Genomic DNA, 22,781 nt, shown 5'->3' with positions numbered 1-22,781 from the left:
GCTCGCTCGCGTCGGGAGACAGCAGCCCGGGTCGGAACAGCGACGGGCCCCGCACCAGCAGGTGCGGGGCCCGTCGTCGTGCGGGTGCGTCAGCGGCGGCCGACCAGCTTCCACGCCAGAGGCAGGACACCGGCGGCGATGAGGGCCTTGGCGACGCCACCGACGATGAACGGGTAGAGGCCGGCGGCGAGCACCGACTGGAGGTCGTTCGGCGCGCCGAGCTGACCGAGCACCACCGCGAGCCAGGGCAGGCCCGTGACGAAGGGGACGGCGGTCGCCAGGAGCATCGCGACCGTGGCACGCCCGACCTTCCGGTCCCAGTTCCGGCGGGCGAGCCAGCCGACCAGGCCGGCGGCCGGCACGAAGCCGATGACGTAGCCGAAGCTCGGCGAGGCCAGGGCTGCGAGACCACCGGAGAACTCGGCGAAGAACGGTGCACCCGCGAGGCCCGCGACGGCGTAGACGAGCAGCGACAGCATGCCGCGTCGGGCGCCGAGCGTGGCGCCGACGAGCACGACGGCCAGGGTCTGCCCGGTGATCGGGACCGGCCACATCGGCACCTGGAGCTGTGCCATCGCGGCGGTGAACAGCGCGCCGCCGGCGACCAGGGCGGCGTCGGTGGCGAGCCCCGAGGTGCGAAGACGGTCGGCGAGGACTGCGCGGCGAGCGAACCCGGTGGCGTTCGTCATGGATTCTCCTAGAATGGACTGCTGGTCCCGTTCGAGGACCATCGGTCCCGTCAGCGTAGCGGTGCACCTCCCGCACACGTCGTTGTGCACATCACCAACTGATTGGACGTCCTCCTGTGCTTGCCGTGCACGACCTCGAGATCCGCGTAGGCGCTCGCCTCCTCATGGAGCACGTGTCCTTCCGCGTCGAGAAGGGTGACAAGATCGGGCTCGTCGGGCGCAACGGCGCCGGCAAGACCACGATGACGAAGGCCCTCGCCGGTGAGTCGCAGCCGACCGACGGCAAGATCGAGCGCTCGGGGGAGATCGGCTACCTGCCGCAGGACCCGCGCTCGGGCAACCCCGAGGACACCGCGCGCAAGCGCATCCTCGACGCCCGTGGTCTCGGCGAGCTCGTCGAGGGCATCCGTCAGGCGACGCTGGACATGGCGAGCGACGACGCCGACGTGGCCGAGAAGGCCATGCGGCGGTACAGCCGGCTCGACGACCAGTTCAACGCGCTCGGCGGGTACGCCGCCGAGGCCGAAGCGGCGTCGATCGCATCGAACCTCAAGCTGCCGGACCGCATCCTCGACCAGCAGCTGAAGACGCTGTCGGGTGGCCAGCGGCGGCGCATCGAACTCGCCCGCATCCTGTTCTCGGACGCCGAGACGATGATCCTCGACGAGCCGACGAACCACCTCGACGCCGACTCCGTGGTGTGGCTCCGCGAGCACCTGAAGACCTACCCCGGCGGCGTCATCATCATCTCCCACGACGTGGAGCTGGTGGACGAGGTCGTCAACCGCGTCTTCTACCTCGACGCGAACCGTCAGACCATCGACGTCTACAACATGGGGTGGAAGCTCTACCAGCGGCAGCGCGTGGCCGACGAGGAGCGCCGCCGCAAGGAGCGCGCCGGCGCCGAGAAGAAGGCTGCGACCCTGAAGGACCAGGCCGCCCGCTTCGGCGCGAAGGCATCGAAGGCTGCCGCTGCGCACCAGATGGTCGCGCGCGCGGACAAGCTGCTCGCCGGACTGGAGGACGAGCGCGTCGCCGACCGCGTCGCGAAGATCCGCTTCCCCACGCCGGCACCGTGCGGTCGCACTCCGCTGATGGCCGAGGGGCTGTCGAAGTCGTACGGCTCGCTCGAGATCTTCGCCGGGGTGGACCTGGCGATCGACCGAGGGTCGCGCGTGGTGATCCTCGGTTTCAACGGTGCGGGCAAGACGACGCTGCTCCGGATCCTGGCCGGTGCGGACCGACCGGACACGGGCGAGATCCTGCCCGGGCACGGCCTGCGGATCGGGTACTACGCGCAGGAGCACGAGAACATCGACGTGAACCGCACGGTGATCGAGAACATGGTGTCGGCGTCGACGGACCTCAACGAGACCGAGGCCCGTCGTGTGCTCGGTTCGTTCCTGTTCACCGGCGACGACGGCTACAAGAAGGCCGGCGTCCTGTCCGGTGGCGAGAAGACCCGGCTGTCGCTCGCGATGATCGTCGTGTCGGGCGCGAACGTGCTGCTGCTCGACGAGCCCACGAACAACCTCGACCCGGCGTCGCGCGAGGAGATCCTCAACGCGCTGGCCGGCTTCGAGGGCGCCGTGGTGCTCGTGTCGCACGACGCCGGTGCGGTCGACGCGCTCAACCCCGAGCGGGTGCTGCTGCTGCCGGACGGTACCGAGGACCACTGGAACAAGGACTACGCGGAGCTCATCGAGCTGGCGTAGCGACCCCCTGACGGACGGGCGCGCACCGCTCGACGGCAACGCGGAGCGTTGCGCGGGGCGCGCCGACCGAGCCTGCGAGGGAGGACGGTGCCGGCCGGCACCGCGCCTCCCGTCCGTCCCGGGGTCGCGATCCGTCAGCGGTGCGCGCCGAGCAGCTCGTCCTCGACCTCGTCGTCGGACCTCGGCTTGGCGTCCTTCCGCCGCTGCCGATCGAGGGCACGCTCGCGCTCCTCGGGGTCGTCCTGGTTGAGGTTCCGGTACTCCTGCACCATCACGTAGGCCAGGAAGCCGAATCCCCCGGCGGCGAAGAGGAACCACTGGATGAAGTAGCTGAGGTGCAGACCGGTGTCCGCGGACGGACGGTCCCACCCCAGGGGCCGGGCGTCCGCAGGAGCGGGGGACTCGGAGGCGAGCTGGCCGTACGCGCCCGTCCAGATCGGGGCGTCGACCTTGCCCGCGACGTCGGCGAGCGTCACCGACTGCACCTGGTCGGTGTGCGAGGGGTCGGTGCGGCCGGGGATGCGCGGCTCGCTCTGCTGCAGGCGCGCGATCACCGTCACCTGCCCGCTCGGCGGAGCGGGGACGCCGTCCGGCGCGTCCTGCCGGTTGCCGGTCGGGACCCATCCGCGGTCGACGACGAACGCGCGACCGTCGGCGGTGACGAGCGGCGTGAGGACCTCGAACCCGGGCTGGCCGTTGTGCACGCGGTTGCGGACGAGGAGCTGGTCGTCGACGTCGTACCGACCGGTGACCTCGACCCGGAGCCACTGCTGGTCGTCGGTCCACGACGAGGCCCGGGGGAGCGCCTGGTCGAGCGGCACGGGCGTGTGGTCGTAGTTCTGCGCGATCTGCTCGTTCTGCCGGACGGCCTCGTTGCGCCGGTCCCACTGCCACATCCCGAAGAGCGTGCAGATGATCGCGAAGGCCACGGCGATCGCGAAGTACCCGAGCCAGCGGCGGCTCCGGACGAACCGCCAGCCGACCGTCGGGCCGTCGGTGGTGTCCGCGTGGACGGACCCGGGAGCGGCGTCGCGCTGGAGCTTCGCGGCGTGCTTCCGGCCGTAGCGGGCGCTGGGGTCGAACTCGTCCGTCATCGTCCGGTGCCGCTGGAGCGCACCCCGACGTCGTTCTTCGGGGCGTCCTCCCGCGCACGGACGTCGTCGAGGCTGTCGACGTCCTCGTGCATCCCGGTCACCCGGACCGGGAACGAGCGGGAGCGCAGGTAGTCGGCGAGGAAGTCGCAGTGCTCCTCGCAGGCCGCCCAGATCTTCACGCGGTCGACGGCGTGGATGCGCGGGTTCCGCCAGTTGATCCGCCACTCGGCCGTGTTCGTGCAGCCGGCCCGGGAGCAGACCGGTGTCGCGCCGGGCTCCGTGAAGAGGTCGAACGTCGCCCCCATCAGCGGCGCGTCCGGGACTTCGCGGACCACACACGGGAGCGGTCGCCGTTCCGCTGCCACTCCTCCTGCGCGTGCTGGGCCTGCTCGCGGAGGCGTTCCTGCTCGGCACGGTAGGCCTCGGCCCGGGCGTCCTCCTGCTGCTCGCGGAGGCGGGGGTCGACGGCGTCGTAGAGCTCGATGGCTCCGGCCGGGGCGACGATGTCGCTCTCGGCGTGGTTGCCGGCGTTGGCGAGGATGACCGCGACCCACGGGATGACCGCGGCGAGGACGATCGGGATGACCGCGAGCCAGGTGTGCCAGGTCGTCCACACGAGGACGGCGCCGATGAAGCACACCACGCGCACGGCCATCTGCCAGACGTACTTGGACAGGCGGTGCGCCCGGTCCAGCTCGGGGGAGTCCGGCAGGGACGTGATGCTCTGCGTGGACCCGGAGTGGGTGTGCGTCGCGTGGAACCGGCGCTGCGTCGACTTCATACGGTGTTCTTCCATTCGCCAGGGTCAAGCCTAAGCCCGGACCACCGACAGTTGCCCCGCCGCGCGGGGGACAGCTGCGGGGAACGGCTCCGGTACGCTCGTCCGGGCGTGTCCAGCGGCCCATGGCTCGGCCGTCAGGTCGGCGGACACCGCGTCACCACCACTCGAACGGAGCGATCATGACCACCCCCCGTACCGTCCTCATCACCGGCGGCAACCGCGGCATCGGGCACGCCCTCGCAGCGCGTTTCGTCGCCGCCGGGCACCGGGTCGCCGTGACCTCCCGCAGCGGCCAGGGCGGACCCGAGGGGGCGCTCACCGTCGCCGCGGACATCACCGACTCCGCCTCGGTCGACGCGGCCTTCACGCAGGTCGAGGCCGAGCTCGGGCCGATCGAGGTCCTCGTCGCCAACGCGGGCATCACGAACGACCAGCTCCTGCTCCGCATGTCCGAGGAGGACTTCACGAGCGTCGTCGACACGAACCTGACCGGCACGTTCCGGGTCGTCAAGCGCGCGACCAAGGGGATGATGAAGGCGAAGTTCGGCCGCATCGTGCTCATGTCGAGCGTCGTGGGCGCCTACGGACAGGTCGGTCAGGTCAACTACGCCTCGTCCAAGGCTGCCCTGGTCGGCATGGCCCGCTCGATCACGCGCGAGCTCGGGTCGCGCGGCATCACGGCCAACGTCGTCGCGCCGGGGTTCATCCAGACCGACATGACCGCAGCCCTGCCCGAGGAGCTGCAGGCCGAGTTCAAGAAGCAGATCCCGGCGGCGCGCTACGGCACGGTCGACGACGTCGCCGACGCCACGCTCTTCCTGGCGAGCGACGGTGCCGGGTACGTCTCGGGTGCGGTGATCCCGGTCGACGGCGGTCTCGGGATGGGGCACTAGCCCCGGACACCGACCGGCGGCCCGCTCGGACCGTCCTCGAGACTCGGCTGGGCGGACACGTTCGCGACGTGGAGTCCGCGAACGTGTCCGCGGAGGCGAGACTCGGCTCCGCGGCGCGTGTGGCTCAGCCCCGCAGGCCCAGCGTCGCGAGCACCGCGGACAGGTCGCGGTCGACGACCGCCACGTCCGCCCGCTCGCGCACCAGCGGCTTCGCGTCGAAGGCAACGCCCAGGGCGGCGACACCCATCATGACCAGGTCGTTGGCGCCGTCGCCGACCGCGACCGTGCGCGACAGCGGGACGTCGTCCGCCCCGGCCCACGCACGCAGGGTCTCGGCCTTCGCCTCGGCGTCGACGACGTCACCGAGCACCCGACCGGAGAGCACGCCGTCGACCACCTCGAGACGGTTCGCCCGGCAGTGGTCGAGGCCGAGGCGCGCGGCGAAGGGGTCGAGCACCTCGTGGAAGCCGCCGGACACGACGCCGACCGTGCCGCCTGCGGCGTGGACGCCCCGGACGAGCTCCTCGGCTCCGCGCGTGACGCGGACCGCCTGCTGCGCGCGGGTGCAGACGTCGGCCTGGAGGCCCGCCAGGGTCGCGACCCGCTCCCGGAGGCTCTCGGTGAAGTCGATCTCGCCGCGCATGGCGCGCTCCGTCACCGCCTGCACCTGTGGCCGGGTCCCGGCGTGGTCGGCGAGCAGTTCGATGACCTCGTCCTCGAGCAGCGTGGAGTCGGCATCGAGGACGACGAGGAAGCGTTGCACGGACCAACGGTACCGACAGCAGGAGGCGCGGCCGACGTCTGTGACGTCAGCCGCGCCTCCAGGCCGGTGCGGCGGGGTCAGGCCTCGACGCGGACGCCCTTGCCGACGTCGGTAGGTGCAGCCCGGACTCGGCAACCGTCCCGGACTAAGCCTCGACGCGGACGCCCTTGCCGACGTCGGTAGGTGCAGCCCGGACTCGGCGACCGTCCCGGACTAGGCCTCGACGCGGACGCCCTTGCCGACGACCGTGATGCCGGACTCCGTGACGGTGAAGCCGCGGGCCTCGTCGGTCTCGCGGTCGACGCCGACCTGCGCACCGGGCGCGATGACCACGTCCTTGTCGAGGATCGCGCGGTTCACGACCGACCCGGCGCCGATGGACGCCCGTTCGAACACGATGGAGTCGAGGACCTTCGCGCCCGAGTCGATCCCGCACCACGGACCGATGACGCTGCGCTCCACCTGGGCGCCGGAGAGCAGGCACCCGAGCGCGACGATCGAGTCGACCGTCGAGCCGGTGTTGCCGTTCGCGTCGCGGACGAACTTCGCCGGCGGCAGGTTCGTCTGCTGGTTGAAGATCGGCCAGTCCTGGTTGTACAGGTTGAAGACCGGGACCGGCGCGATGAGGTCCATGTGGGCGTCGAAGAACGAGTCGATCGTCCCCACGTCGCGCCAGTAGTACCGGTCGCGGTCGTTCGAGCCGGGCACGTCGTTGCGCTGCAGGTCGTAGACGCCGGCGTCGCCGCGGGCCACGAAGTCGGGGACGATGTCGCCGCCCATGTCGTGCTTGCTCGACTCGATCTGGCCGTCGCGGAGCACCGCGTCGACGAGGGCGTCGGCGTTGAACACGTAGTTGCCCATCGACGCGAGGATCTCGTCCGGCGAGTCGGCCAGGCCGACGGCGTCCTTCGGCTTCTCGAGGAACGCGTCGATCCTGGTCGGGTCGTCCTGGTCCACCTGGATGACGCCGAACTGGTCCGCGAGGCCGATCGGCTGCCGGATCGCCGCGACCGTGGCACTGCGGCCGGAGGCGATGTGCGCCTCGATCATCTGGTGGAAGTCCATCCGGTAGACGTGGTCCGCACCGACCACGACCACGATGTCCGGGCGCTCGTCGCGGAGCAGGTTGAGGGACTGCAGGATCGCGTCCGCCGAGCCGGCGAACCACCGCTTGCCGAGTCGCTGCTGCGCCGGCACCGACGCGACGTAGGACCCGAGGAGCCCCTCCATGCGCCAGGTCTCGGCCACGTGACGGTCGAGGCTGTGCGACTTGTACTGGGTCAGGACGACGATCTTCTGCAACCCGGAGTTCACGAGGTTGGAGAGCGCGAAGTCGATGAGACGGAAGTTGCCGCCGAACGGGACGGCGGGCTTCGCGCGATCGGCCGTGAGCGGCATGAGCCGCTTGCCCTCGCCGCCGGCGAGGACGATGCCGAATACCTTCTTTGGTGCCATGTGGTTCACAGTAGGCGTCCGGACGGCGAACCCGTTACGTTGAGTCCGTGCGAGTCGATCTACTGACCAGGGAGTATCCGCCGGAGGTCTACGGCGGAGCGGGTGTCCACGTGGCCGAGCTCACGGCTGCGCTGCGGTCGGGGACGGACACGGACGTCCGGGTGCGCGCCTTCGGGGCGTTCCGTGACGAGGAGGGCGTGTGGGCGTACCGCACGCCCGAGGGCCTCGAGGACGCGAACGGCGCGCTCCAGGCGCTCGGTACCGACGTCCGCATCGCCGCCGACGTCGCGGGCGCCGACCTGGTGCACTCCCACACCTGGTACGCCAACGCCGCGGGGCGCATCGCGCAGCTCACCCACGGCATCCCGCACGTGGTCACGGCCCACAGCCTCGAGCCACTGCGCCCGTGGAAGGCCGAGCAGCTCGGGGGCGGCTACCGCCTGTCGAGCTGGATGGAACGTGAGGCGTTCGAGCAGGCCGACGGCGTGATCGCGGTGTCGAAGGCCATGCGGGCGGACATCCTGCGCTCCTACCCGTCCATCGACCCGGCGAAGGTGCACGTCGTCTACAACGGCATCGACATCGACGAGTGGAAGCCGACCGTCGACGAGGACGCCGTGCGCGCGCTCGGCATCGACCCGTCGCGCCGCTCGGTCGTGTTCGTCGGCCGGATCACCCGGCAGAAGGGCCTGCCGTACCTGCTCCGCGCGGTGGCGTCGCTGCCGTCGGACGTGCAGATCGTGCTGTGCGCGGGCGCTCCGGACACGCCGGAGATCATGGCCGAGGTGACCGGACTCGTCGAGTCCCTGCGCGCGGAGCGCGACGGTGTGGTCTGGATCGACCGGATGCTCTCCCACCAGGAGGTCGTGAACGTCCTGTCGTCGGGGACCGTGTTCGTCTGCCCGTCGATCTACGAGCCGCTCGGCATCGTCAACCTCGAGGCCATGGCCTGTGGCATCCCCGTGGTCGGCACGCGCACGGGCGGCATCCCCGAGGTCGTCGCCGACGGGCTGACCGGGCGCATCGTCCCGATCGACCAGGCACAGGACGGCACCGGCACGCCGAACGACCCGGACCGCTTCGTGGCCGACCTCGCCCGGACGCTGGACGAGGTCCTGGCCGACGAGGGGCTCGCCAAGCTCATGGGACGCGCAGGACGCCTCCGCGTCGAGAGCGAGTTCACGTGGGACGCGATCGCGCACCGCACGCGGCAGGTCTACGACGAGGTGCTCGCCCGGAAGCCGTAGGCTGGAGCCATGCCCTCGGTCGTGCGCTTGTCAGACGTCTCCGTGGTCCGCAACGGGGCCACCATCCTCGACGGGATCTCGTGGGAGGTGCAGGACGACGAACGCTGGGTGGTGCTCGGTGCCAACGGCGCCGGCAAGACCACGCTACTGCAGGTGGCCGGTGCCCAGACGTTCCCGACGTCGGGCAGTGTCGAGGTGCTCGGCACCGAGCTCGGCGGCGCGGACCTGTTCGAGCTGCGTCCGCGCATCGGCTTCGCGTCGACCGCCCTCGCCCGCCGGATCCCGGTGACCGAGAAGGTCGTCGACGTCGTGCTCACCGCCGCGTACTCGGTCACCGGTCGCTGGAACGAGGAGTACGAGGAGCTCGACGTCCGCCGCGCCCAGCGTGTGCTCGACGAGTGGGGCCTCGGTGACTTCACCGACCGCACGTTCGGTGAGCTGAGCGACGGCGAGCAGAAGCGCGTGCAGATCGCGCGCGCCGTGATGACCGATCCCGAGGTGCTGTTCCTCGACGAGCCGGCTGCGTCGCTCGACCTCGGTGCGCGCGAGAGCCTGGTGCGCACGCTCGGCGGCTACGCGCAGAGCAGCGACTCGCCGGCGATCGTCATCGTCACCCACCACGTGGAGGAGATCCCCGAGGGCTTCACGCACGCCCTCGTGCTCGCCGACGGTGGGATCCAGGCCGCCGGCCCCATCGACGAGGTCCTGACGGCTCCCACGCTGTCCCAGGCCTTCGGCGTGGAGCTGACCGTGTCGAAGGACGCCGGTCGGTACACGGCGCGCGCGGCCTGACGCTCCCGATCCTGCCCGTCGTCTGGTAACGTGGACGGCTGGCGCACGCCGCAGACTTCCCGCGCGGGGGTCCCGATCGAGTCCGCTCGAACCGGCCGTCCGCGCATCTCCCACCATCTCCAACCGAGGAATCTCCATGAAGACCGACACCCACCCCGAGTACAACGCCATCGTCTTCCGCGACCTGGCCTCCGGTGAGACGTTCCTGACGCGTTCGACCGCGACCAGCGACAAGACCATCGAGCTCGACGGTGCGACCTACCCGGTCATCGACGTCGAGATCTCGTCGGCGTCGCACCCGTTCTACACGGGCAAGCAGCGCATCCTCGACTCGGCCGGTCGCGTCGAGAAGTTCAACCAGCGCTTCAAGGGCTTCAGCAAGTAAGTCTGCGTTCGCGCTCGGACGGGCGGCCCTCCTTCGGGAGGGCCGCCCGTTCTGCGTTGCCCGGACGGTGCTGCCGGGGGTGGGGCGCCGGGTCCGGGTACGGCGCGCTGTGATCGGTGAGAACGCGAGACGCGCCCTGCTGCGGATGCTGTGCCCCGGCACACCGGGGCGCAGCATCCGGGACGGGGCACGACAGTGCACGGGCGGCGCGGGCGCGGCGCGGGCGGCGCTCGGCGCTCGGGGCGGCTCGGCCGTCAGCACAACGAGAAGCACGTCGCGCCACGCGGTTCCGTGGCGCGACGTGCTTCCGGTGGTGCGCGAGCACCCAGCACCACACGCCGCCTCCGCGCCACCTCCGCCCCGCGAGCACGCCGGACACCCCGCGCCCGCCCCACCGCACCCCACCCCCGGTGGCGCACCATGTCCTGACAACCGCTCGAGTCGGGGCCGCTACGATCGAGGGACACCACGACGGGTCGAGGGAGATCATGGGAGACGGCAGGTCCGCCACCGCAGACGGCAAACCGGCGACCATCTACGACGTCGCCGCCCGCGCAGGGGTCTCGAAGTCCCTCGTCTCGCTCGTGCTCCAGCGGTCCCCGAAGGTCAGCGACCAGCGCCGCGAGGCCGTCCTGCGGGCCATCCAGGAACTCGACTACCGCCCGAGCACCGCGGCCGTGTCCCTCGCCGGCACCCGCAGCCGCACGATCGGCGTCGTCCTCGACGACTTCCGCAACCAGTGGTTCGTCGACCTGCTCACCGGCCTGCGCGAGGCGCTGCAGGACCAGGGGCACCGCCTCGTCGTCGCCGACCGCTTCCTCAACACCGGGCTCGACGCCTCACCCGTCGAGGGTTTCCTGTCCATGCGCGTCGAGGGCATCGTCATCGCCGGCGAGCCCGACACCGACCTCGCGATCCCGGCGAGCATGCCCGTCGTCGTCGCCGGCGGTCGTGCGGTGCTGCCCCGCGCCGACACCGTCGCGAACGACGACCGCGCCGGTGGTCGGATGGCCGCCGAGCACCTGCTCGCGCTCGGCCACACGCGCATCGGCTTCGTCGGCGGGCGCTCGGCTGCGTCCGCGGAGCGGCTCACCGGCCTGGAGGCACGGATCACCTCCGCCACGTCGCCCGCCTGGCTCGCCACCCACGTCATGCCCGTGGAACCCACCGAGGAGGCCGGCGCCGAGGCCGTCGGGCACCTGCTCGACGCCCACCCCGACGTCACCGCGGTGTTCGCCGCGAACGACGTCATGGCGCTCGGTGCGATGTCGGGGCTCGCCGCCCGGGGCTTGCGCGTCCCCGAGGACGTGTCGGTGATGGGCTACGACGACACCCCGCTCGCGGCGTCGTCCTACGTCGGCCTGACGAGCATCGACGACCGCAGCGTGGAGATCGGCCGTGGCGCCGGGGAGCGCCTGCTCGCCCGGATCGCCGACCCGACCGCTCCGGCGCAGGAGACCCTGGTCGAGCCCCGGCTCGTCGCCCGCCGCACGACCGCTCCGCGCTGACGCGAGCAAGCCCGCCCGCGCCGCCCGCGCGCACGAGACTCGTCTGAGCGGACACGTTCGCGGCCCCGGCGTCGCGAACGTGTCCGCGGAGCCGAGTCTCGTGCGCAGCCCCGCCGGCCCGGCGGCCCCGGCGGCCCGGCGGCCCCGCGGCCCAGCGGCGAGCGCGTCAGTCCGTGGGCAGGACCGCGTGCTGGACGACCCAGGCGTGCATGACGATCGCCGCCGCGGCCGAGGCGTTGATGCTCCGCGTCGACCCGAACTGCGTGATCTCGAGGTGGGCGTCCGCACCCGCGACGGCCTCGTCGGTGAGCCCGGGTCCCTCCTGCCCGAACAGGAACACGCAGCGCTCCGGGATCGCCGCGGTCTCGATGCGCTCGGCACCCGGGGTGTTGTCGATCGCGACGACCGGTCGTCCCTCCTCGTGCATCGCAGCCAGGAACGCCGCGACGTCCGGGTGGTACCGCACGTGCTGGTACCGGTCGGTGACCATCGCCCCGCGCTTGTTCCAGCGCCGCCGACCGATGACGTGCACGGTGCCGGCGAGGAACGCGTTCGCACTCCGCACGATCGACCCGATGTTGAGGTCGTGCTGCCAGTTCTCGATCGCGACGTCGAAGGCGTGTCTGCGGGTGTCGAGCTCGGCGACGATGGCGTCCATCGACCAGTACCGGAAGCGGTCGACGACGTTGCGGGTGTCCCCGGCGGCGAGCAGCTCCGGGTCGAGCCGGGGGTCCTCCGGCCAGGGCTCGGGGTGCGGCCCGACGCCGTTGGTCGTGGCCTCGTGGGTCGGTGGCAGCGTGGGACCGTCCGGCTGCGCCGGCCCCGTCGACGGGACCAGGGGGTCGGACGGGAGGCGCTCGGTCACGTGACCAGCGTAGGGCGCGTGCCCCGCGCCTCCCGTCCGGCGACCGCCGTCAGCCGACGGTCAGTACGACGTCGGGTACGTGACCGACGGCTCGGACATCGCGACCGCGACGAGCGCGATGAAGAGCACGGCGTAGAAGACCGTGATCACCCCGCCGACGATCACCGCGGCGAGCGCCAGGCCACGGCCGCCCTCGTCACGCTTCTTCGCCTGGGACATCGCGACGAAGCCGAGGACGAACCCGACGATCGGCGCGACGAACGCCGCCACGAGCGCGATGATCGCGAGGGTGTTCGTGCGCTGCGGGGCGGCCGGCGCCGTTGCGTACGGCTGGTACGGGTGCTGCTGGGGCTGGACGTTCTGTTCTGACACGGCTGACGAGCCTAGGAGCGCCGCGTTTTCGTGGAGAAGTGCCAATCTTCGTCCGGCCTCAGGTCGTGCCGGGGCGCAGGAAGTCCTCGGGGTCGTCACCGCTGCCGGTCGTCGTGAAGATGCGCTTGCGGTCGCCGGGGCGGGCCGGGTCGTGGAGCACGGTCACCGTCCCACCGAGCACCGGAGCGGTGCCGTGGGTGAAGCCCTCGGTCCGCTCGACCCAGCGCCGGACGCCGTGCAGGTCCACGAACGAGAAGGTCCACCGCAGCAGCGTGCGCGACGCGTCCGGGGTCGTGCCACCGCTGATCGCGGTGACCTCGCCCGTGGTGCGGCGGCCGTTCGCCAGCACGTCCGTGAGCCGGGCGCGCCGGTTCCCTCGGCCGATCCGCGTGGCACCGCCGGCCACGAGCGCGAGGACGGTCACGACGGTGAGGAGCCCCGGCAGCCACCACACGGCGGTGTACAGGATCCAGCTGCCGACGCCCCACGTCTCGTCGTGCCCGAACGTCGGGTCCACGGCCACGCCGACGCGGTCCGGTGCGGGCCACTGCGTGGTCGTGGCCCACCAGGTGCACGCGGTGGCACCGACGAGCCAGAGCGGCAGCGGCCCGAGCCCGACCAGGTCGGTGGTGCGCCCGGACCACCGGTGGTTCCACCGCGTGTACACGCCGACGGCCACCAGGGTGCCGACGACCGCGCTCGGGGCCGCCCACAGGTGCGTCTCCGGGTCGGGGCTGTCGGAGAAGATGCTGTTGACCGTCATCATCCGGAAGCGCAGGACGAAGTCCGACACCGCGAGTCCACCGATCACCCCCGCGGCGACGACCAGCAGTGCACCGACGACGGTCATCGTCAGGGCGGTGGTCGAGCCGCGGTACCGGGCCTCGCGTTCGCGGCGCGCCTGCTGCGGGTCGACCGTGCTCACGACGCGGTGGTGCCGTGCGTGCGGACGCGGGCCTCGATGCCGGCGGTGATGATCTCGAGGCCCAGGGCGAAGCGGTCGTCGTACGAGTGCTCGCCGAGGATCTCCCCGACCACGCGGTGCCGCTCCGGACGTCCCGCCTCGGAGTCGCCGCGGCCGACCTGCACGCCGGCGTGCCCGACGACGAAGTCGTAGACCACGAAGAACGCGTACATGGCCTCGCGCTCCGGCAGACCCGCCTGCTGCAGCGCCCCGACGACCTTCGCCACGACGGCGTCGGACTCGGTGGAGGCGAGCGGGGCGCGCTGGCTGTGCGACTCGAGCACGAGGGGGTGGGTGCGCATGAGGTCGCGGAAGGTGCAGGCGAAGACGTGGACGACCGAGCGCCAGTCGTCCGGCCAGACGAAGGTGGCCGTGAACTCGTCGACGGTGCGACGGACGAGCTCGGCGTGCAGGTCGTCGAGGCCGCCGATCGTCCGGTGCACGGTCATCGGTGCGACGCCGAGCTTCGCGCCGAGGGCGCGGAAGGAGAGGCGGTCGAGGCCCTCCTCGTTGGCGATGGCGGTGGCGGCGTCGACCACCTGCTGTCGGCTCAGGACGTTGGGGCGACCACGGCGACGGCGGGGTGCGGCGGCGGTGTCGGCCGCCGGCGTCGTCCCGGTGGGGGCGTCGGCCGCTCCCGCGCCGGTACGGTCGTCGGTCGTGGTGCGCGGCTGCGCGGTCGGATTGCCGGGGTCGACGAGCACGGGGAGGCCTCCTTGATCCGGTACGTGTCCCGAAAATCGTAGCCCAAAGCCGAACGCCGGTCGGTGTCCGGTCGGCCAGTCCTCACAGCCGGGTGACCACCGGGTCCGGCGAGCGGCGGCCCCGGTACGCTGGGCCCATGGCGACCCGCGACGAAGTCGAGTGCTGGCTGACCGACATGGACGGCGTGCTCGTCCACGAGAACCAGGCCCTGCCGGGCGCTCCCGAGCTCATCCAGCAGTGGCTGGACGAAGGGACCGAGTTCCTCGTCCTGACGAACAACTCGATCTTCACGCCGCGTGACCTCAGCGCCCGGCTGCGGTGGTCGGGTCTCGAGGTCCCCGAGGAGCGCATCTGGACGTCGGCGCTCGCCACGGCGGACTTCTGCCGCTCGCAGATGCCGGGGGGCTCCGCGTTCGTGATCGGCGAGGCCGGCATGACGACGGCGCTGCACGAGGCCGGCTTCATCATGACCGAGACCGCGCCCGACTACGTCGTCGTCGGTGAGACCCGCAACTACTCGTTCGAGGCGATCACCAAGGCCGTCCGGCTCATCCGCGACGGCGCCCGGTTCATCGTGACGAACCCCGACGCCACCGGGCCCAGTGCCGAGGGGGTCCTGCCGGCGACCGGGGCCATCGCCGCGATGATCGAGAAGGCCACCGGGAAGCAGCCGTACGTCGTCGGCAAGCCGAACCCGATGATGTTCCGCTCGGCGATGAACCGCATCGGGGCCCACTCCGAGAACACGGGCATGATCGGCGACCGCATGGACACCGACGTGCAGGCGGGCATCGAGGCCGGGCTCCACACCGTCCTGGTGATGACCGGCATCAGCGACCAGGCCGAGATCGACCGGTACCCGTTCCGCCCGAGCGAGGTCATCGCCGGCGTGCACGAGCTCGTCCGCGCGGAGCCGATCGAGGTCGAGCTCTAGCGAGGGCGCGAAGGCGCGCTCAGACCGGGTTCGCCCGGAGCAGCCGCTCCGTCGCGATCATCGCTCCGCCCACGACGGCCGGGATCCCGCCGCCGGGGTGCACCGACGCCCCCACCCGCCACAGCCACGGCCGCCAGCGGTCGTTGTACGAGGGGCGGTGGAACGGCCCGCTCTGCCACGGCGGACGGGCCGCCCCGTAGAGCGCCCCGCGCGGTTCTCCCCCGGTGCCGTAGTACTGCGGGTCGAGGACCACGTGGTCGTCGAGCAGGTCGGTGATCGGTCGGTCGAGGCCCAGCGCTGCCGACACCCGGTCGACCTCCCGCCGCACGAAGGGGTGGTCGATCTCGTAGTGCGCCCCGTCCGCGGGTGCGGTCAGCAGCACGCCCACGGTGCCGTGCGGGTTCGGGGAGAGCTCGCCGGCGCGGTAGTGGTTGACGAACACCATCGTGTCCGCCGGCTCGTCGCCCGCCTCGAGGCTCCGGTGCAGTGCGTCCGGCTTCGTCGGCAGCACCACGCTGTGCGTCGCGAGGCCCTCGGGCAGCTCCTCGCGCAGCACGCCGTAGAGCGCGACGGCGGAGCAGGACAGGGCCCGGGGGCGGGGGCGGGGGCGGGAGCGCGGGCGGGGCAGCGCGAACATCGCGGACATCGCGGACGGACCGGACGGACGGGTCAGCGCGGCGAGTCGGTCGGCGTCGAGGGCGCTGACGACCAGGTCGGCGGGGTGATGTGCGGCCTCGGTGGTGACGCCGCCGCGCGCGATGCGGGTGACGGCCTCGCCGGTGCGGACCTCGACGCCGGCGGCCTCGGCGAGTCGCTGCAGCGCGAGCACGACCTCGTAGACGCCGCCGCGGGGCACCCACGCGCCGGTCTCCGCCATGATCGCCGGCATGCTCGCGTAGAGCGCGGGGGTGCGTGCGGGTGAGACCCCTGCGTTGAGGGTGTGGATCGCGATGATCTCGCGCAGCCCGTCCGGCAGCCACGCCAGGCCGTCGAGGTACGCACGCGTGGTGAGCCGCGAGCCGTACACGGAGAGCAGGCGACGGACGGCCGGCAGGGCCGAGCGGTCGAGCGGGTCGGCGAGCAGGAGCCGCGTGACGTCGTCGGCGAGCGGCGCGTGCAGGTCGGCGAAGCGTCGCCACGCCGGGTACCAGGGGTGGTCGGGCGCCACCGGGAGCGCGGTCTCCTCGCCGCCGTGGAAGTACCGGCCGACCTCCGGCATGCGCACCAGGTCGAGGTGCCCGTCCTCGCCGGAACGTCCGCCGAGTCGCCGCAGCAGCTCGTCCCACACCGCCGGGAAGGTGACGAGCGACGGCCCGGTGTCGATCCGGTCCGCCCCGAGCTGGATGCGACGGCTCTTGCCCCCGAGCCGGTCCGACGCCTCGAGCAGGGTCACACGGTGCCCGGCACGGGCGAGCAGGGCGGCGGCGGTGAGGCCACCGATCCCACCTCCGACGACGACGACACGACTCACCGGGCACCTCCGAGCACGATGGACACCAGGAGCAGCACCCCGGCGAAGGACCCCGCGATGTACGGGAAGGCGACCGACAGGCGGTACAGGCGGTGACCGGTCTCCGGCGACGGGGCGCGCAGCAGGCACACGACGAGGACGCCGGCGATGAGCAGGTTGACGGCGGCCACCGGGATGCTCACCACCGCGAACAACACCGTCGACACCACCCACCAGGCGCCGCTCCACAGCGCGGTCCCCCGGGGTCCGAGCCGGACCGCGGTCGTGGTGATGCCCGCGTCACGGTCCTCGACGATGTCCTGCACGGCGTCGAAGGCGTGCTTGGCGACGCTCCAGGCCATCAGTCCCAGCGCGGCGGGCCACGTCGGCTCCTCCTCGAGGGCGAACGGCACGATGACCAGCGGCAGCGCGTACGCCGCGTTGCTCAGCGAGTCGAGGTACGGCCGCGCCTTGAAGCGCACCGGTGGCGCGGAGTAGCAGACGAAGACGACCGCGTAGAGCAGGATCGCGGCGTTCGCGAGCGGCGGCAGCGTCAACAGGAACGCGACGAGGAACGGCACGTTGACCACGGCGACCGCCCAGACGATGAGTCGGACCTCCGACTGCCGGATCCTGGCACCCTCGATGGACCCCTTGCGGGGGTTCGTCGCATCGGTGTCCTGGTCGAAGACGTCGTTGACGCCGTAGATGAGCAGGTTGAACGGCAGCGTCAGCCAGATCAGGATCGGCAGCGCCCGAAGGTCGAACAGCGCTCCGGTGAGCCACACGGCGACCAGCCCCGAGCCGATCGTGTTGATCCACAGGACCGGACGCGAGACGTGCACCAGTCGGCGCACGGTCGCACCGGCCCCGGACCGCAGGGTCCTGGGCAACTGTCCGGTCCCGTCGGTCACCGGCCCGAGCGTACCCGGCGGCGCCCGTGCTACTCCACCGTCACGAGCGTCCCGAGCGGCAGGGCGTCGAGCGCCGCGACCCCCTCCGCGGAGAGCCGCACGCACCCGTGGGACACCGCCCCCGAGGCCGCCGCGTTCCAGTGCAGGCCGATGAGCCCGCCGTCCGAACCGCCGTACGGTTCGTCGGCTGCGCTCGAGTGCAGCGACGTCAGCTGGATCGCGTGGTCGCCCGTCCCTTGCGAGGGGTCGACGTACCGCTGCTCCAGGTACCCCGTCACGCCGGTCGGCGTCGGGGTGTCGGAGGTGCCCACCCCCGCGGGGAAGCTCCGGGTGACCCGTCCGGACGAGGACTTGATGGACACGGTCTGGTCGGCCGTCGAGATGACCACGTGCGACGTCGGTGTCACCTGCTGCACGAGTGCCGTCCGCGGCATCCACGCGGCCGTCTGCGCGGCCGCGTGTCCGTCGGCCGCCGAGGGCAGCTCCCGACGCGCCGGCGTGAGGACGAGCTCCCAGTCCCCCTCGTGCCGCAGTCCCACGACCGTCGTCGACTGGCCGAGGAAGTCGGTGGCCGCGAAGCGCGCGACAGGGCGCTGCCGATCGGACCCGAAGAGCGGTGCGTCGGTGCGGAGGTGGAAGACCTCGGCGGACGACACCGTCCGGTCGACGGGCAGCAGGCCGCCGACCACGGCCGAGTAGCGCGCTTCGGGCAGCGCGGCGAGCGCCGCTGCGGCGACGTCGGGGACGCTCGGCGCCGTGCGCGCCGTGGCCGTGGGGGTGCGGTCCGCCGCGGCGGGGACGGCGTCACCGCCGGTCGCGCCGGTCAGCACCGGGACGGCGATCGCGGCGGCGGCGACCACGACGGCGGCGATGCCGACGGTGGTCCAGGTCTTGGGGTACGGCACGGGGGCCTCCGGTGGTGCGAGGGGGGGTGAGCGGTCAGGGGCGGCGGACGGGAGGCGCGGGGCGGGCCGGTCCCGCGCCTCCCGTCGGGTGGGTGCGGACGGGAGGCACGGGGCGGGCCGGTCCCGCGCCTCCCGTCCGGTGGGTCAGCCGCTGACGACCGGCAGGTGCACGCCGGCGGGGACGGTCCCGGTGGCGCCGGTGCCGCCCGACGTGCCCGCGCCGCCGGTCGAGCCGCCCGCGTTCGACGCCGCGGTCACGGTGATCGCGAGCGGCGTCACGAGCACCGAGACGCCCGACGCGTCGACGAGGTCGAGCGTGTGCGCGCCGACCGGAGCGTCCGCGGGGATCACGACCGAGCCGGTCGCGGTGCCGTCCGGACCGACCGTGAGCGTGCCGACCGTGACCGGGTCGGACCGCAGGACGACCTGCAGGGTGGCGCCGGCGGGGAGTCCGGTGCCGGCGAGGGCGATCGTCTTCCCGGCCTGCACGGAGGTGCCCTCGGGGGCGGTCAGCACGCCGGAGACGACGCGGGCCTGCCCACCGGTCGAGACGACCGTCGCGGTGCCGTCCGCGCCGACGGCGACGGTCGCGCTCGTCGCGGCCGCGAGGTCGAGCCGCTCCCACGAGCCGTTCGCGGAGCCGGACTGGTCGAGGGGGTGACCCGAGGCGATCTCGGTCTGCGCGAGCACCTGCGTGCGCTGCGCGTCGGTCAGGGTCGGGAAGGTCGACAGGAGCAGGTTCGACGCGCCGGTGGGGACCGACGGGGCGAGACCCGCGGTGCCGGTCTGCGCGAAGCCGTAGGTCATGCGCTCGCGGTAGACCTGCACGGCCGAGGCCCGGTCGGTGACGACCTGCGCGGTGCCGCCGGGCATCGCCTGGCCGCCGTAGGGGTCGTCGGTGTAGGGCCGCTCCGCGGCGATGCAGTTCGCGAGGGTGTCGCCGCACGTCGCCTCGAGGTACGCCGTGAGCTGGGCGCGGGCCGGCTCGAGGACCTCGGTGCGGTACTGCGTGTCGGACCAGCGGGCGGCGAGGGCGGCCTCGCCGTCGATGCGTCCACCCATGATGTCGAGCGGGTAGTGGACGCCGAGGACGATGCGGTCGTTGCCGGCCTCGGACGTGCGGGCGAGGATCTCCGGCGCGAGTTCGGGCACGAGCGTGGCGAGGGTGATGCCCGCCTGGTACGCCGTGGTGGTGTGCCCGGACGGGTACGAGCCGCCGGTGCAGATGCCCTTCTGGCCGTAGCCGGCGTCGAGCACGACGTCGTTCGGCGAGAACTCGTGCGTGGTGTCGGTCGTGGCCGGCACCCGCGTGATCGTGAGGTTGCCCTTCGCGTCCGCCCAGGCCGTGCCGGTGCGGTTCGCGGCGAGCGACGACGCGTTCACGGTCGCCGGGTTGCAGCTGGCCGTGTCGTCGCCGGCGGGCAGCGTCGCCGCGGTGTCGGTCGGCAGGTACGGCCGCGGGTAGCTGTAGTGGGCCTTCGCGTCGCCGGTGCCGACGTAGGCGCCGCTCGTACCGTTCGACGAGTTGATGAGCGCGTCGACGAGCGGCAGGTCGCCGTCGTTGCGCCCCTGCACGAACAGCTTGCTCAGCGTCTCGCCGAGCCCCTGCGACACGGTGAAGGACTGGTCGTAGGCGGTGTTCGTCGCGTTGTCGTACTCGGCGTCCTGCAGCGCCCGGAACTGTTGCGCCGTCGTCGCGTGCTGGTTGATCCACGACGTAAGCTGGTCGTTCTTGGCCAGCGTCACCGGGTCGTCCACGGTGCCGTGCAGGTCGTTCTTCCCGCTCGACGTCCAGTACTGGTCGTACCCGCTGAGCAGCGACACCAGGTCGGGCTTGGTGGAGTCGCTCGGGTACGTCGCGGCCTGCGCGGCGAGCGGTGACCCGAGCACGAGTGCGGTCGCGACGGTGGCGACGGTCACGCCGCGGACGGTGGATCTGCGCATGTGGTGGTGGTCGCCCGGGGGCGACGCCCCTTCCTGTTGTACCGGTGTGGCAACAGGGCGAACCTAGGGACGGGTGGTTGCCGGACGGCGAACGGTCCCCCACCCGGGGGTGAACCGGGCCGCAGGCTGTGCGCATTCGCAGCCCGTCGCCCTCGTGGACGAGTCGGCCCGGCGGCACCCGCCGGGCCCGGCACCTGAGCGCGGACGGTCGGGTCAGACGGCGGTCGGGAGGCGCGGCTCGTCCCCCTGCACCGCGGGCGCCCCGACGGGCGGCACCGACCGCCACCGGCGCAGCAGGCGGCGACCCCGGTCGTCCCGCCATGCGACCACGCCGCCGGCGACCACCCCGAGGGCGAGCACCGCGAACGCGAACAGTCCGAGGAGCCCGACGGGCACCATCCGCACCAGGTCCTGCGTCGGCACGGTGGCCGACACCGCGATCGACCCGAAGTCCCAGAAGGCGTGCAGCAGCACGGGCGCGAGCAGGTTCCCGGTGAGCCGGCGGGCGAGGTAGAGCGTCGAGCCGAACGACGCGGCGAAGACGACCTGCACGACGGTCGCACCGACCCCAGCGCCGGCGAGGACGTTGAGGAAGTGCAGCAGCCCGAACAGCACGCACGACGCGATCCACACGCCGAACTCGGGCAGCCGCCGCCGGAGCCCGACGAGCAGCACGCCGCGGGTGAGCAGCTCCTCGAACACCCCCACGAGGAGGACCCCGACCGCGAGCAGCAGGAAGTACCGCACCGGCTGGGCGCCCCACTCGACGAGCGGGAGCCGGGCGACGCACACGGCTGCGATCAACGCCGGGGCCGTGAGCGTCCACCGGAGTGCCGTCCGACGACGGTCGGTGGTCGCGATCGGCCACCAGCCCAGCGCGGTGACGTAGACGCAGAGCACGAACACCGCGATGCCCTCCGGCACCACGAGTGCCCCGAGGACGCCCTCGACGGTCTGCCCGAGCGTGCTGTAGTCGTCGCTCGGCCGCGAGCGCCAGGCGCTGACGGCCGCGAAGGCGACGAGCGGCGCGAGGCCGAGCAGGAGCGACGGGGGCACCGGCCAGCGACGACGTCGGACGGGTGCGGTGGTGGTCACCCGCCGTTTGTACCATTGACGCATGCGCCTGCCCTCCCTGTCCGTCATGGCCCGGAGCGGACACTGCACCACGGCGGTGTCGTGATGCGCCTGCCCTCCCTGTCCGTCATGGCGGAGGACTACGTGAAGCTCGTGTGGAAGTCGACCGAGCGCGGCGGCGAGGGGCTCGCGACGCGGGACATCGCGGCGGCCCTCGGGGTCTCGGCGTCGACGGTGTCGGGGAACCTCCGCAAGCTCGACCGCGACGGCCTCATCGAGCACACCCCCTACTACGGCGTCGTGCTCACCCCGCTCGGGCAGCAGGTCGCCGTGGCGATGGTCCGTCGCCACCGGCTCATCGAGACGTACCTGGTGCAGCGGCTCGGCTACTCGTGGGACGAGGTCCACACCGAGGCCGAGGCGCTCGAGCACGCGGTGTCCGAGACGTTCCTCGAGCGGGTCGACGCCGACCTCGGCCACCCGACGCACGACCCGCACGGTGACCCGATCCCGGCGACGGACGGCTCGGTCCCGTCGTCGGCGGGCACGCTGCTCGGCTCGGTCGAACCCGGTGCCTGCGGGGTCGTGGACCGGGTGTCCGACGACGACCCGGCCCTGCTCCGGTACTTCGACGAGCTCGGGGTCGCACTGGGCACGCACCTGCGCGTCGAGCGGGTCCGCGACTACGCGGGTGTGATCGCCGTCAGCCGGCGGGCTCCCGACGGCGAGGAGTCCCTCGTCGACCTGCCGGCCGCCGCCGCCTCGGCCATCTGGCTCACCCCCGACGCCGACTGACGCCAGCGGCCGGGGCCGCGGCCGCCCGCCGCCCGCTCGCCGAGCGGGCACTTCCTGTCACACTCGGCGGCTCCTGCCGACGGATCCTGCCCGCCCGACGGGACGCGCGCGGCACGTCCTGCCCGTTCGATGCGGCTGGTGCCCACGAACGGACGGGAGGCCCGATGCCAGCCCGCCGCGAGCCTCCCGTCCCACGATTCCCGTCGCACGACATGCCGCTCACCTCCGCCGCCGACGGCACGTCGTGCGACCGGAACGGCCGCCGACGGCACGTCATGCGACCGGAACCGCCGCCGACGGCACGTCGTGCGACCGGAACGGCCGCCGACGGCAGGTCGTGCGACCGGAACCGCCGGCGCGCCCATCGGACGGGAGGCCCGGTGCCAGCCCGCCCCGAGCCTCCCGTCCCACGATTCCCGTCGCACGACATGCCGCTCACCTCCGCCGCCGACGGCGCGTCCTGCGACCTGAACGATCGCCGACGGCACGTCGTGCGACCGGAACGGCCGCCGGCGGCACGTCATGCGACCGGAACCG

General features: G+C 72.6%; 23 protein-coding genes. 8 read left to right on the top strand and 15 right to left on the bottom strand.

Translation table 11 applies throughout. The annotated features are described in order from the left end of the window. Nucleotides 1-89: 89 nt before the first annotated feature. Nucleotides 90-731 carry a biotin transporter BioY gene (locus PIJ49_RS02770; protein WP_308301845.1) on the bottom strand — a complete coding sequence of 214 codons (642 nt, stop codon included), beginning with the start codon at nt 729-731 and terminating at the stop codon, nt 90-92. 74 nt (nt 732-805) lie between these two features. On the opposite strand from PIJ49_RS02770, the gene PIJ49_RS02765 reads away from it, so the two are divergent. Next, a complete protein-coding gene (locus PIJ49_RS02765; RefSeq protein ID WP_066654400.1) occupies nt 806-2,404 on the top strand; it encodes an ABC-F family ATP-binding cassette domain-containing protein in 1,599 nt (532 codons plus the stop codon). Nucleotides 2,405-2,538: 134 nt separating this feature from the next. On the opposite strand, the gene PIJ49_RS02760 is transcribed toward PIJ49_RS02765, so the two are convergent. From PIJ49_RS02760 to PIJ49_RS02750, 3 genes are read right to left on the bottom strand one after another with little or no spacing between them, the layout of a single operon-like run. Next, complete coding sequence (locus PIJ49_RS02760; protein WP_271825686.1) at nt 2,539-3,498, bottom strand: SURF1 family cytochrome oxidase biogenesis protein; 960 nt, start codon at nt 3,496-3,498, stop codon at nt 2,539-2,541. Beyond that, on the bottom strand, nt 3,495-3,803 hold the full coding sequence (locus PIJ49_RS02755) for a hypothetical protein (protein ID WP_081985298.1): 309 nt from the start codon (nt 3,801-3,803) through the stop codon (nt 3,495-3,497). Before PIJ49_RS02755 ends, PIJ49_RS02760 begins: the two co-directional genes overlap by 4 nt. After that, a complete protein-coding gene (locus tag PIJ49_RS02750; RefSeq protein WP_271825684.1) occupies nt 3,803-4,294 on the bottom strand; it encodes a DUF3099 domain-containing protein in 492 nt (163 codons plus the stop codon). Before PIJ49_RS02750 ends, PIJ49_RS02755 begins: the two co-directional genes overlap by 1 nt. Before the next feature lie 164 nt (nt 4,295-4,458). Here PIJ49_RS02750 and fabG point away from each other — a divergent pair, with 164 nt between their 5' ends. Further along, nucleotides 4,459-5,172 (top strand): 3-oxoacyl-ACP reductase FabG, encoded by a 714-nt coding sequence (fabG, locus tag PIJ49_RS02745; protein ID WP_066654398.1) that lies wholly within the window; start codon nt 4,459-4,461, stop codon nt 5,170-5,172. A gap of 124 nt (nt 5,173-5,296) precedes the next feature. Here fabG and serB read toward each other — a convergent pair whose 3' ends face one another. Both serB and glgC read right to left on the bottom strand, forming a co-directional pair. Further along, nucleotides 5,297-5,935, bottom strand: coding sequence for a phosphoserine phosphatase SerB (gene serB / locus PIJ49_RS02740; protein WP_271825682.1), 639 nt, complete (start codon nt 5,933-5,935; stop codon nt 5,297-5,299). A gap of 213 nt (nt 5,936-6,148) precedes the next feature. After that, nucleotides 6,149-7,390, bottom strand: a complete 1,242-nt coding sequence (gene glgC, locus PIJ49_RS02735; RefSeq protein WP_209682509.1) for a glucose-1-phosphate adenylyltransferase — start codon at nt 7,388-7,390, stop codon at nt 6,149-6,151. Between the two features lie 47 nt (nt 7,391-7,437). Here glgC and glgA point away from each other — a divergent pair, with 47 nt between their 5' ends. The 4 genes from glgA (at nt 7,438) to PIJ49_RS02715 (ending at nt 11,322) form a co-directional block, all read left to right on the top strand. Further along, nucleotides 7,438-8,637: a glycogen synthase gene (glgA, locus tag PIJ49_RS02730; protein ID WP_066654393.1), complete on the top strand. Its 1,200-nt coding sequence runs from the start codon at nt 7,438-7,440 to the stop codon at nt 8,635-8,637. Nucleotides 8,638-8,646: 9 nt separating this feature from the next. Next, nucleotides 8,647-9,429 (top strand): ABC transporter ATP-binding protein, encoded by a 783-nt coding sequence (locus PIJ49_RS02725; RefSeq protein WP_066654391.1) that lies wholly within the window; start codon nt 8,647-8,649, stop codon nt 9,427-9,429. 136 nt (nt 9,430-9,565) lie between these two features. After that, nucleotides 9,566-9,814 carry a type B 50S ribosomal protein L31 gene (locus PIJ49_RS02720; protein WP_022905175.1) on the top strand — a complete coding sequence of 83 codons (249 nt, stop codon included), beginning with the start codon at nt 9,566-9,568 and terminating at the stop codon, nt 9,812-9,814. 488 nt (nt 9,815-10,302) lie between these two features. Continuing rightward, a complete protein-coding gene (locus tag PIJ49_RS02715) occupies nt 10,303-11,322 on the top strand; it encodes a LacI family DNA-binding transcriptional regulator (protein ID WP_271825680.1) in 1,020 nt (339 codons plus the stop codon). A gap of 166 nt (nt 11,323-11,488) precedes the next feature. Here PIJ49_RS02715 and PIJ49_RS02710 read toward each other — a convergent pair whose 3' ends face one another. The 4 genes from PIJ49_RS02710 to PIJ49_RS02695 form a co-directional block, all read right to left on the bottom strand. Beyond that, nucleotides 11,489-12,160, bottom strand: a complete 672-nt coding sequence (locus PIJ49_RS02710) for a TrmH family RNA methyltransferase (RefSeq protein WP_442854643.1) — start codon at nt 12,158-12,160, stop codon at nt 11,489-11,491. An 87-nt stretch (nt 12,161-12,247) separates the two neighbouring features. After that, on the bottom strand, nt 12,248-12,559 hold the full coding sequence (locus PIJ49_RS02705) for a DUF4190 domain-containing protein (protein ID WP_066652049.1): 312 nt from the start codon (nt 12,557-12,559) through the stop codon (nt 12,248-12,250). 58 nt (nt 12,560-12,617) lie between these two features. Next, a complete protein-coding gene (locus PIJ49_RS02700; protein ID WP_066652048.1) occupies nt 12,618-13,484 on the bottom strand; it encodes a DUF3592 domain-containing protein in 867 nt (288 codons plus the stop codon). Then, a complete protein-coding gene (locus tag PIJ49_RS02695) occupies nt 13,481-14,227 on the bottom strand; it encodes a TetR/AcrR family transcriptional regulator (RefSeq protein WP_271825677.1) in 747 nt (248 codons plus the stop codon). The genes PIJ49_RS02700 and PIJ49_RS02695 overlap by 4 nt, the downstream gene beginning before the upstream one ends. 137 nt (nt 14,228-14,364) lie before the next feature. Here PIJ49_RS02695 and PIJ49_RS02690 point away from each other — a divergent pair, with 137 nt between their 5' ends. Continuing rightward, nucleotides 14,365-15,162: an HAD-IIA family hydrolase gene (locus tag PIJ49_RS02690; protein ID WP_058730132.1), complete on the top strand. Its 798-nt coding sequence runs from the start codon at nt 14,365-14,367 to the stop codon at nt 15,160-15,162. 19 nt (nt 15,163-15,181) lie between these two features. Here PIJ49_RS02690 and PIJ49_RS02685 read toward each other — a convergent pair whose 3' ends face one another. The 5 genes from PIJ49_RS02685 to PIJ49_RS02665 form a co-directional block, all read right to left on the bottom strand. Next, nucleotides 15,182-16,633: a phytoene desaturase family protein gene (locus PIJ49_RS02685; protein ID WP_271825673.1), complete on the bottom strand. Its 1,452-nt coding sequence runs from the start codon at nt 16,631-16,633 to the stop codon at nt 15,182-15,184. After that, nucleotides 16,630-17,526 carry a UbiA family prenyltransferase gene (locus tag PIJ49_RS02680; protein WP_209684098.1) on the bottom strand — a complete coding sequence of 299 codons (897 nt, stop codon included), beginning with the start codon at nt 17,524-17,526 and terminating at the stop codon, nt 16,630-16,632. The genes PIJ49_RS02685 and PIJ49_RS02680 overlap by 4 nt, the downstream gene beginning before the upstream one ends. A gap of 29 nt (nt 17,527-17,555) precedes the next feature. Further along, on the bottom strand, nt 17,556-18,431 hold the full coding sequence (locus PIJ49_RS02675; protein WP_271825670.1) for a L,D-transpeptidase: 876 nt from the start codon (nt 18,429-18,431) through the stop codon (nt 17,556-17,558). Between the two features lie 144 nt (nt 18,432-18,575). After that, nucleotides 18,576-20,351: a phosphatase PAP2 family protein gene (locus PIJ49_RS02670; protein ID WP_271825667.1), complete on the bottom strand. Its 1,776-nt coding sequence runs from the start codon at nt 20,349-20,351 to the stop codon at nt 18,576-18,578. Nucleotides 20,352-20,588: 237 nt separating this feature from the next. Next, nucleotides 20,589-21,470, bottom strand: coding sequence for a CPBP family intramembrane glutamic endopeptidase (locus PIJ49_RS02665; RefSeq protein ID WP_271825666.1), 882 nt, complete (start codon nt 21,468-21,470; stop codon nt 20,589-20,591). 84 nt (nt 21,471-21,554) lie between these two features. Here PIJ49_RS02665 and PIJ49_RS02660 point away from each other — a divergent pair, with 84 nt between their 5' ends. Beyond that, a complete protein-coding gene (locus PIJ49_RS02660; RefSeq protein WP_271825663.1) occupies nt 21,555-22,244 on the top strand; it encodes a metal-dependent transcriptional regulator in 690 nt (229 codons plus the stop codon). Nucleotides 22,245-22,781: the final 537 nt, after the last annotated feature.

The organism is Curtobacterium uvaldense, assembly GCF_028307415.1.
GTDB lineage: Bacteria > Actinomycetota > Actinomycetes > Actinomycetales > Microbacteriaceae > Curtobacterium.
Note: the sequence above shows the minus strand (reverse complement) of the source record. Positions and strands in the feature narration are given on the sequence as shown.

Coding starts and splice junctions, on each gene's coding strand:
- PIJ49_RS02770 (WP_308301845.1), bottom strand. CDS start 731: ATGGTCCTCGAACGGGACCAGCAGTCCATTCTAGGAGAATCCATGACG.
- PIJ49_RS02760 (WP_271825686.1), bottom strand. CDS start 3,498: ATGACGGACGAGTTCGACCCCAGCGCCCGCTACGGCCGGAAGCACGCC.
- PIJ49_RS02755 (WP_081985298.1), bottom strand. CDS start 3,803: ATGGGGGCGACGTTCGACCTCTTCACGGAGCCCGGCGCGACACCGGTC.
- PIJ49_RS02750 (WP_271825684.1), bottom strand. CDS start 4,294: ATGGAAGAACACCGTATGAAGTCGACGCAGCGCCGGTTCCACGCGACG.
- fabG (WP_066654398.1), top strand. CDS start 4,459: ATGACCACCCCCCGTACCGTCCTCATCACCGGCGGCAACCGCGGCATC.
- glgC (WP_209682509.1), bottom strand. CDS start 7,390: ATGGCACCAAAGAAGGTATTCGGCATCGTCCTCGCCGGCGGCGAGGGC.
- PIJ49_RS02725 (WP_066654391.1), top strand. CDS start 8,647: ATGCCCTCGGTCGTGCGCTTGTCAGACGTCTCCGTGGTCCGCAACGGG.
- PIJ49_RS02720 (WP_022905175.1), top strand. CDS start 9,566: ATGAAGACCGACACCCACCCCGAGTACAACGCCATCGTCTTCCGCGAC.
- PIJ49_RS02715 (WP_271825680.1), top strand. CDS start 10,303: ATGGGAGACGGCAGGTCCGCCACCGCAGACGGCAAACCGGCGACCATC.
- PIJ49_RS02690 (WP_058730132.1), top strand. CDS start 14,365: ATGGCGACCCGCGACGAAGTCGAGTGCTGGCTGACCGACATGGACGGC.
- PIJ49_RS02660 (WP_271825663.1), top strand. CDS start 21,555: ATGCGCCTGCCCTCCCTGTCCGTCATGGCGGAGGACTACGTGAAGCTC.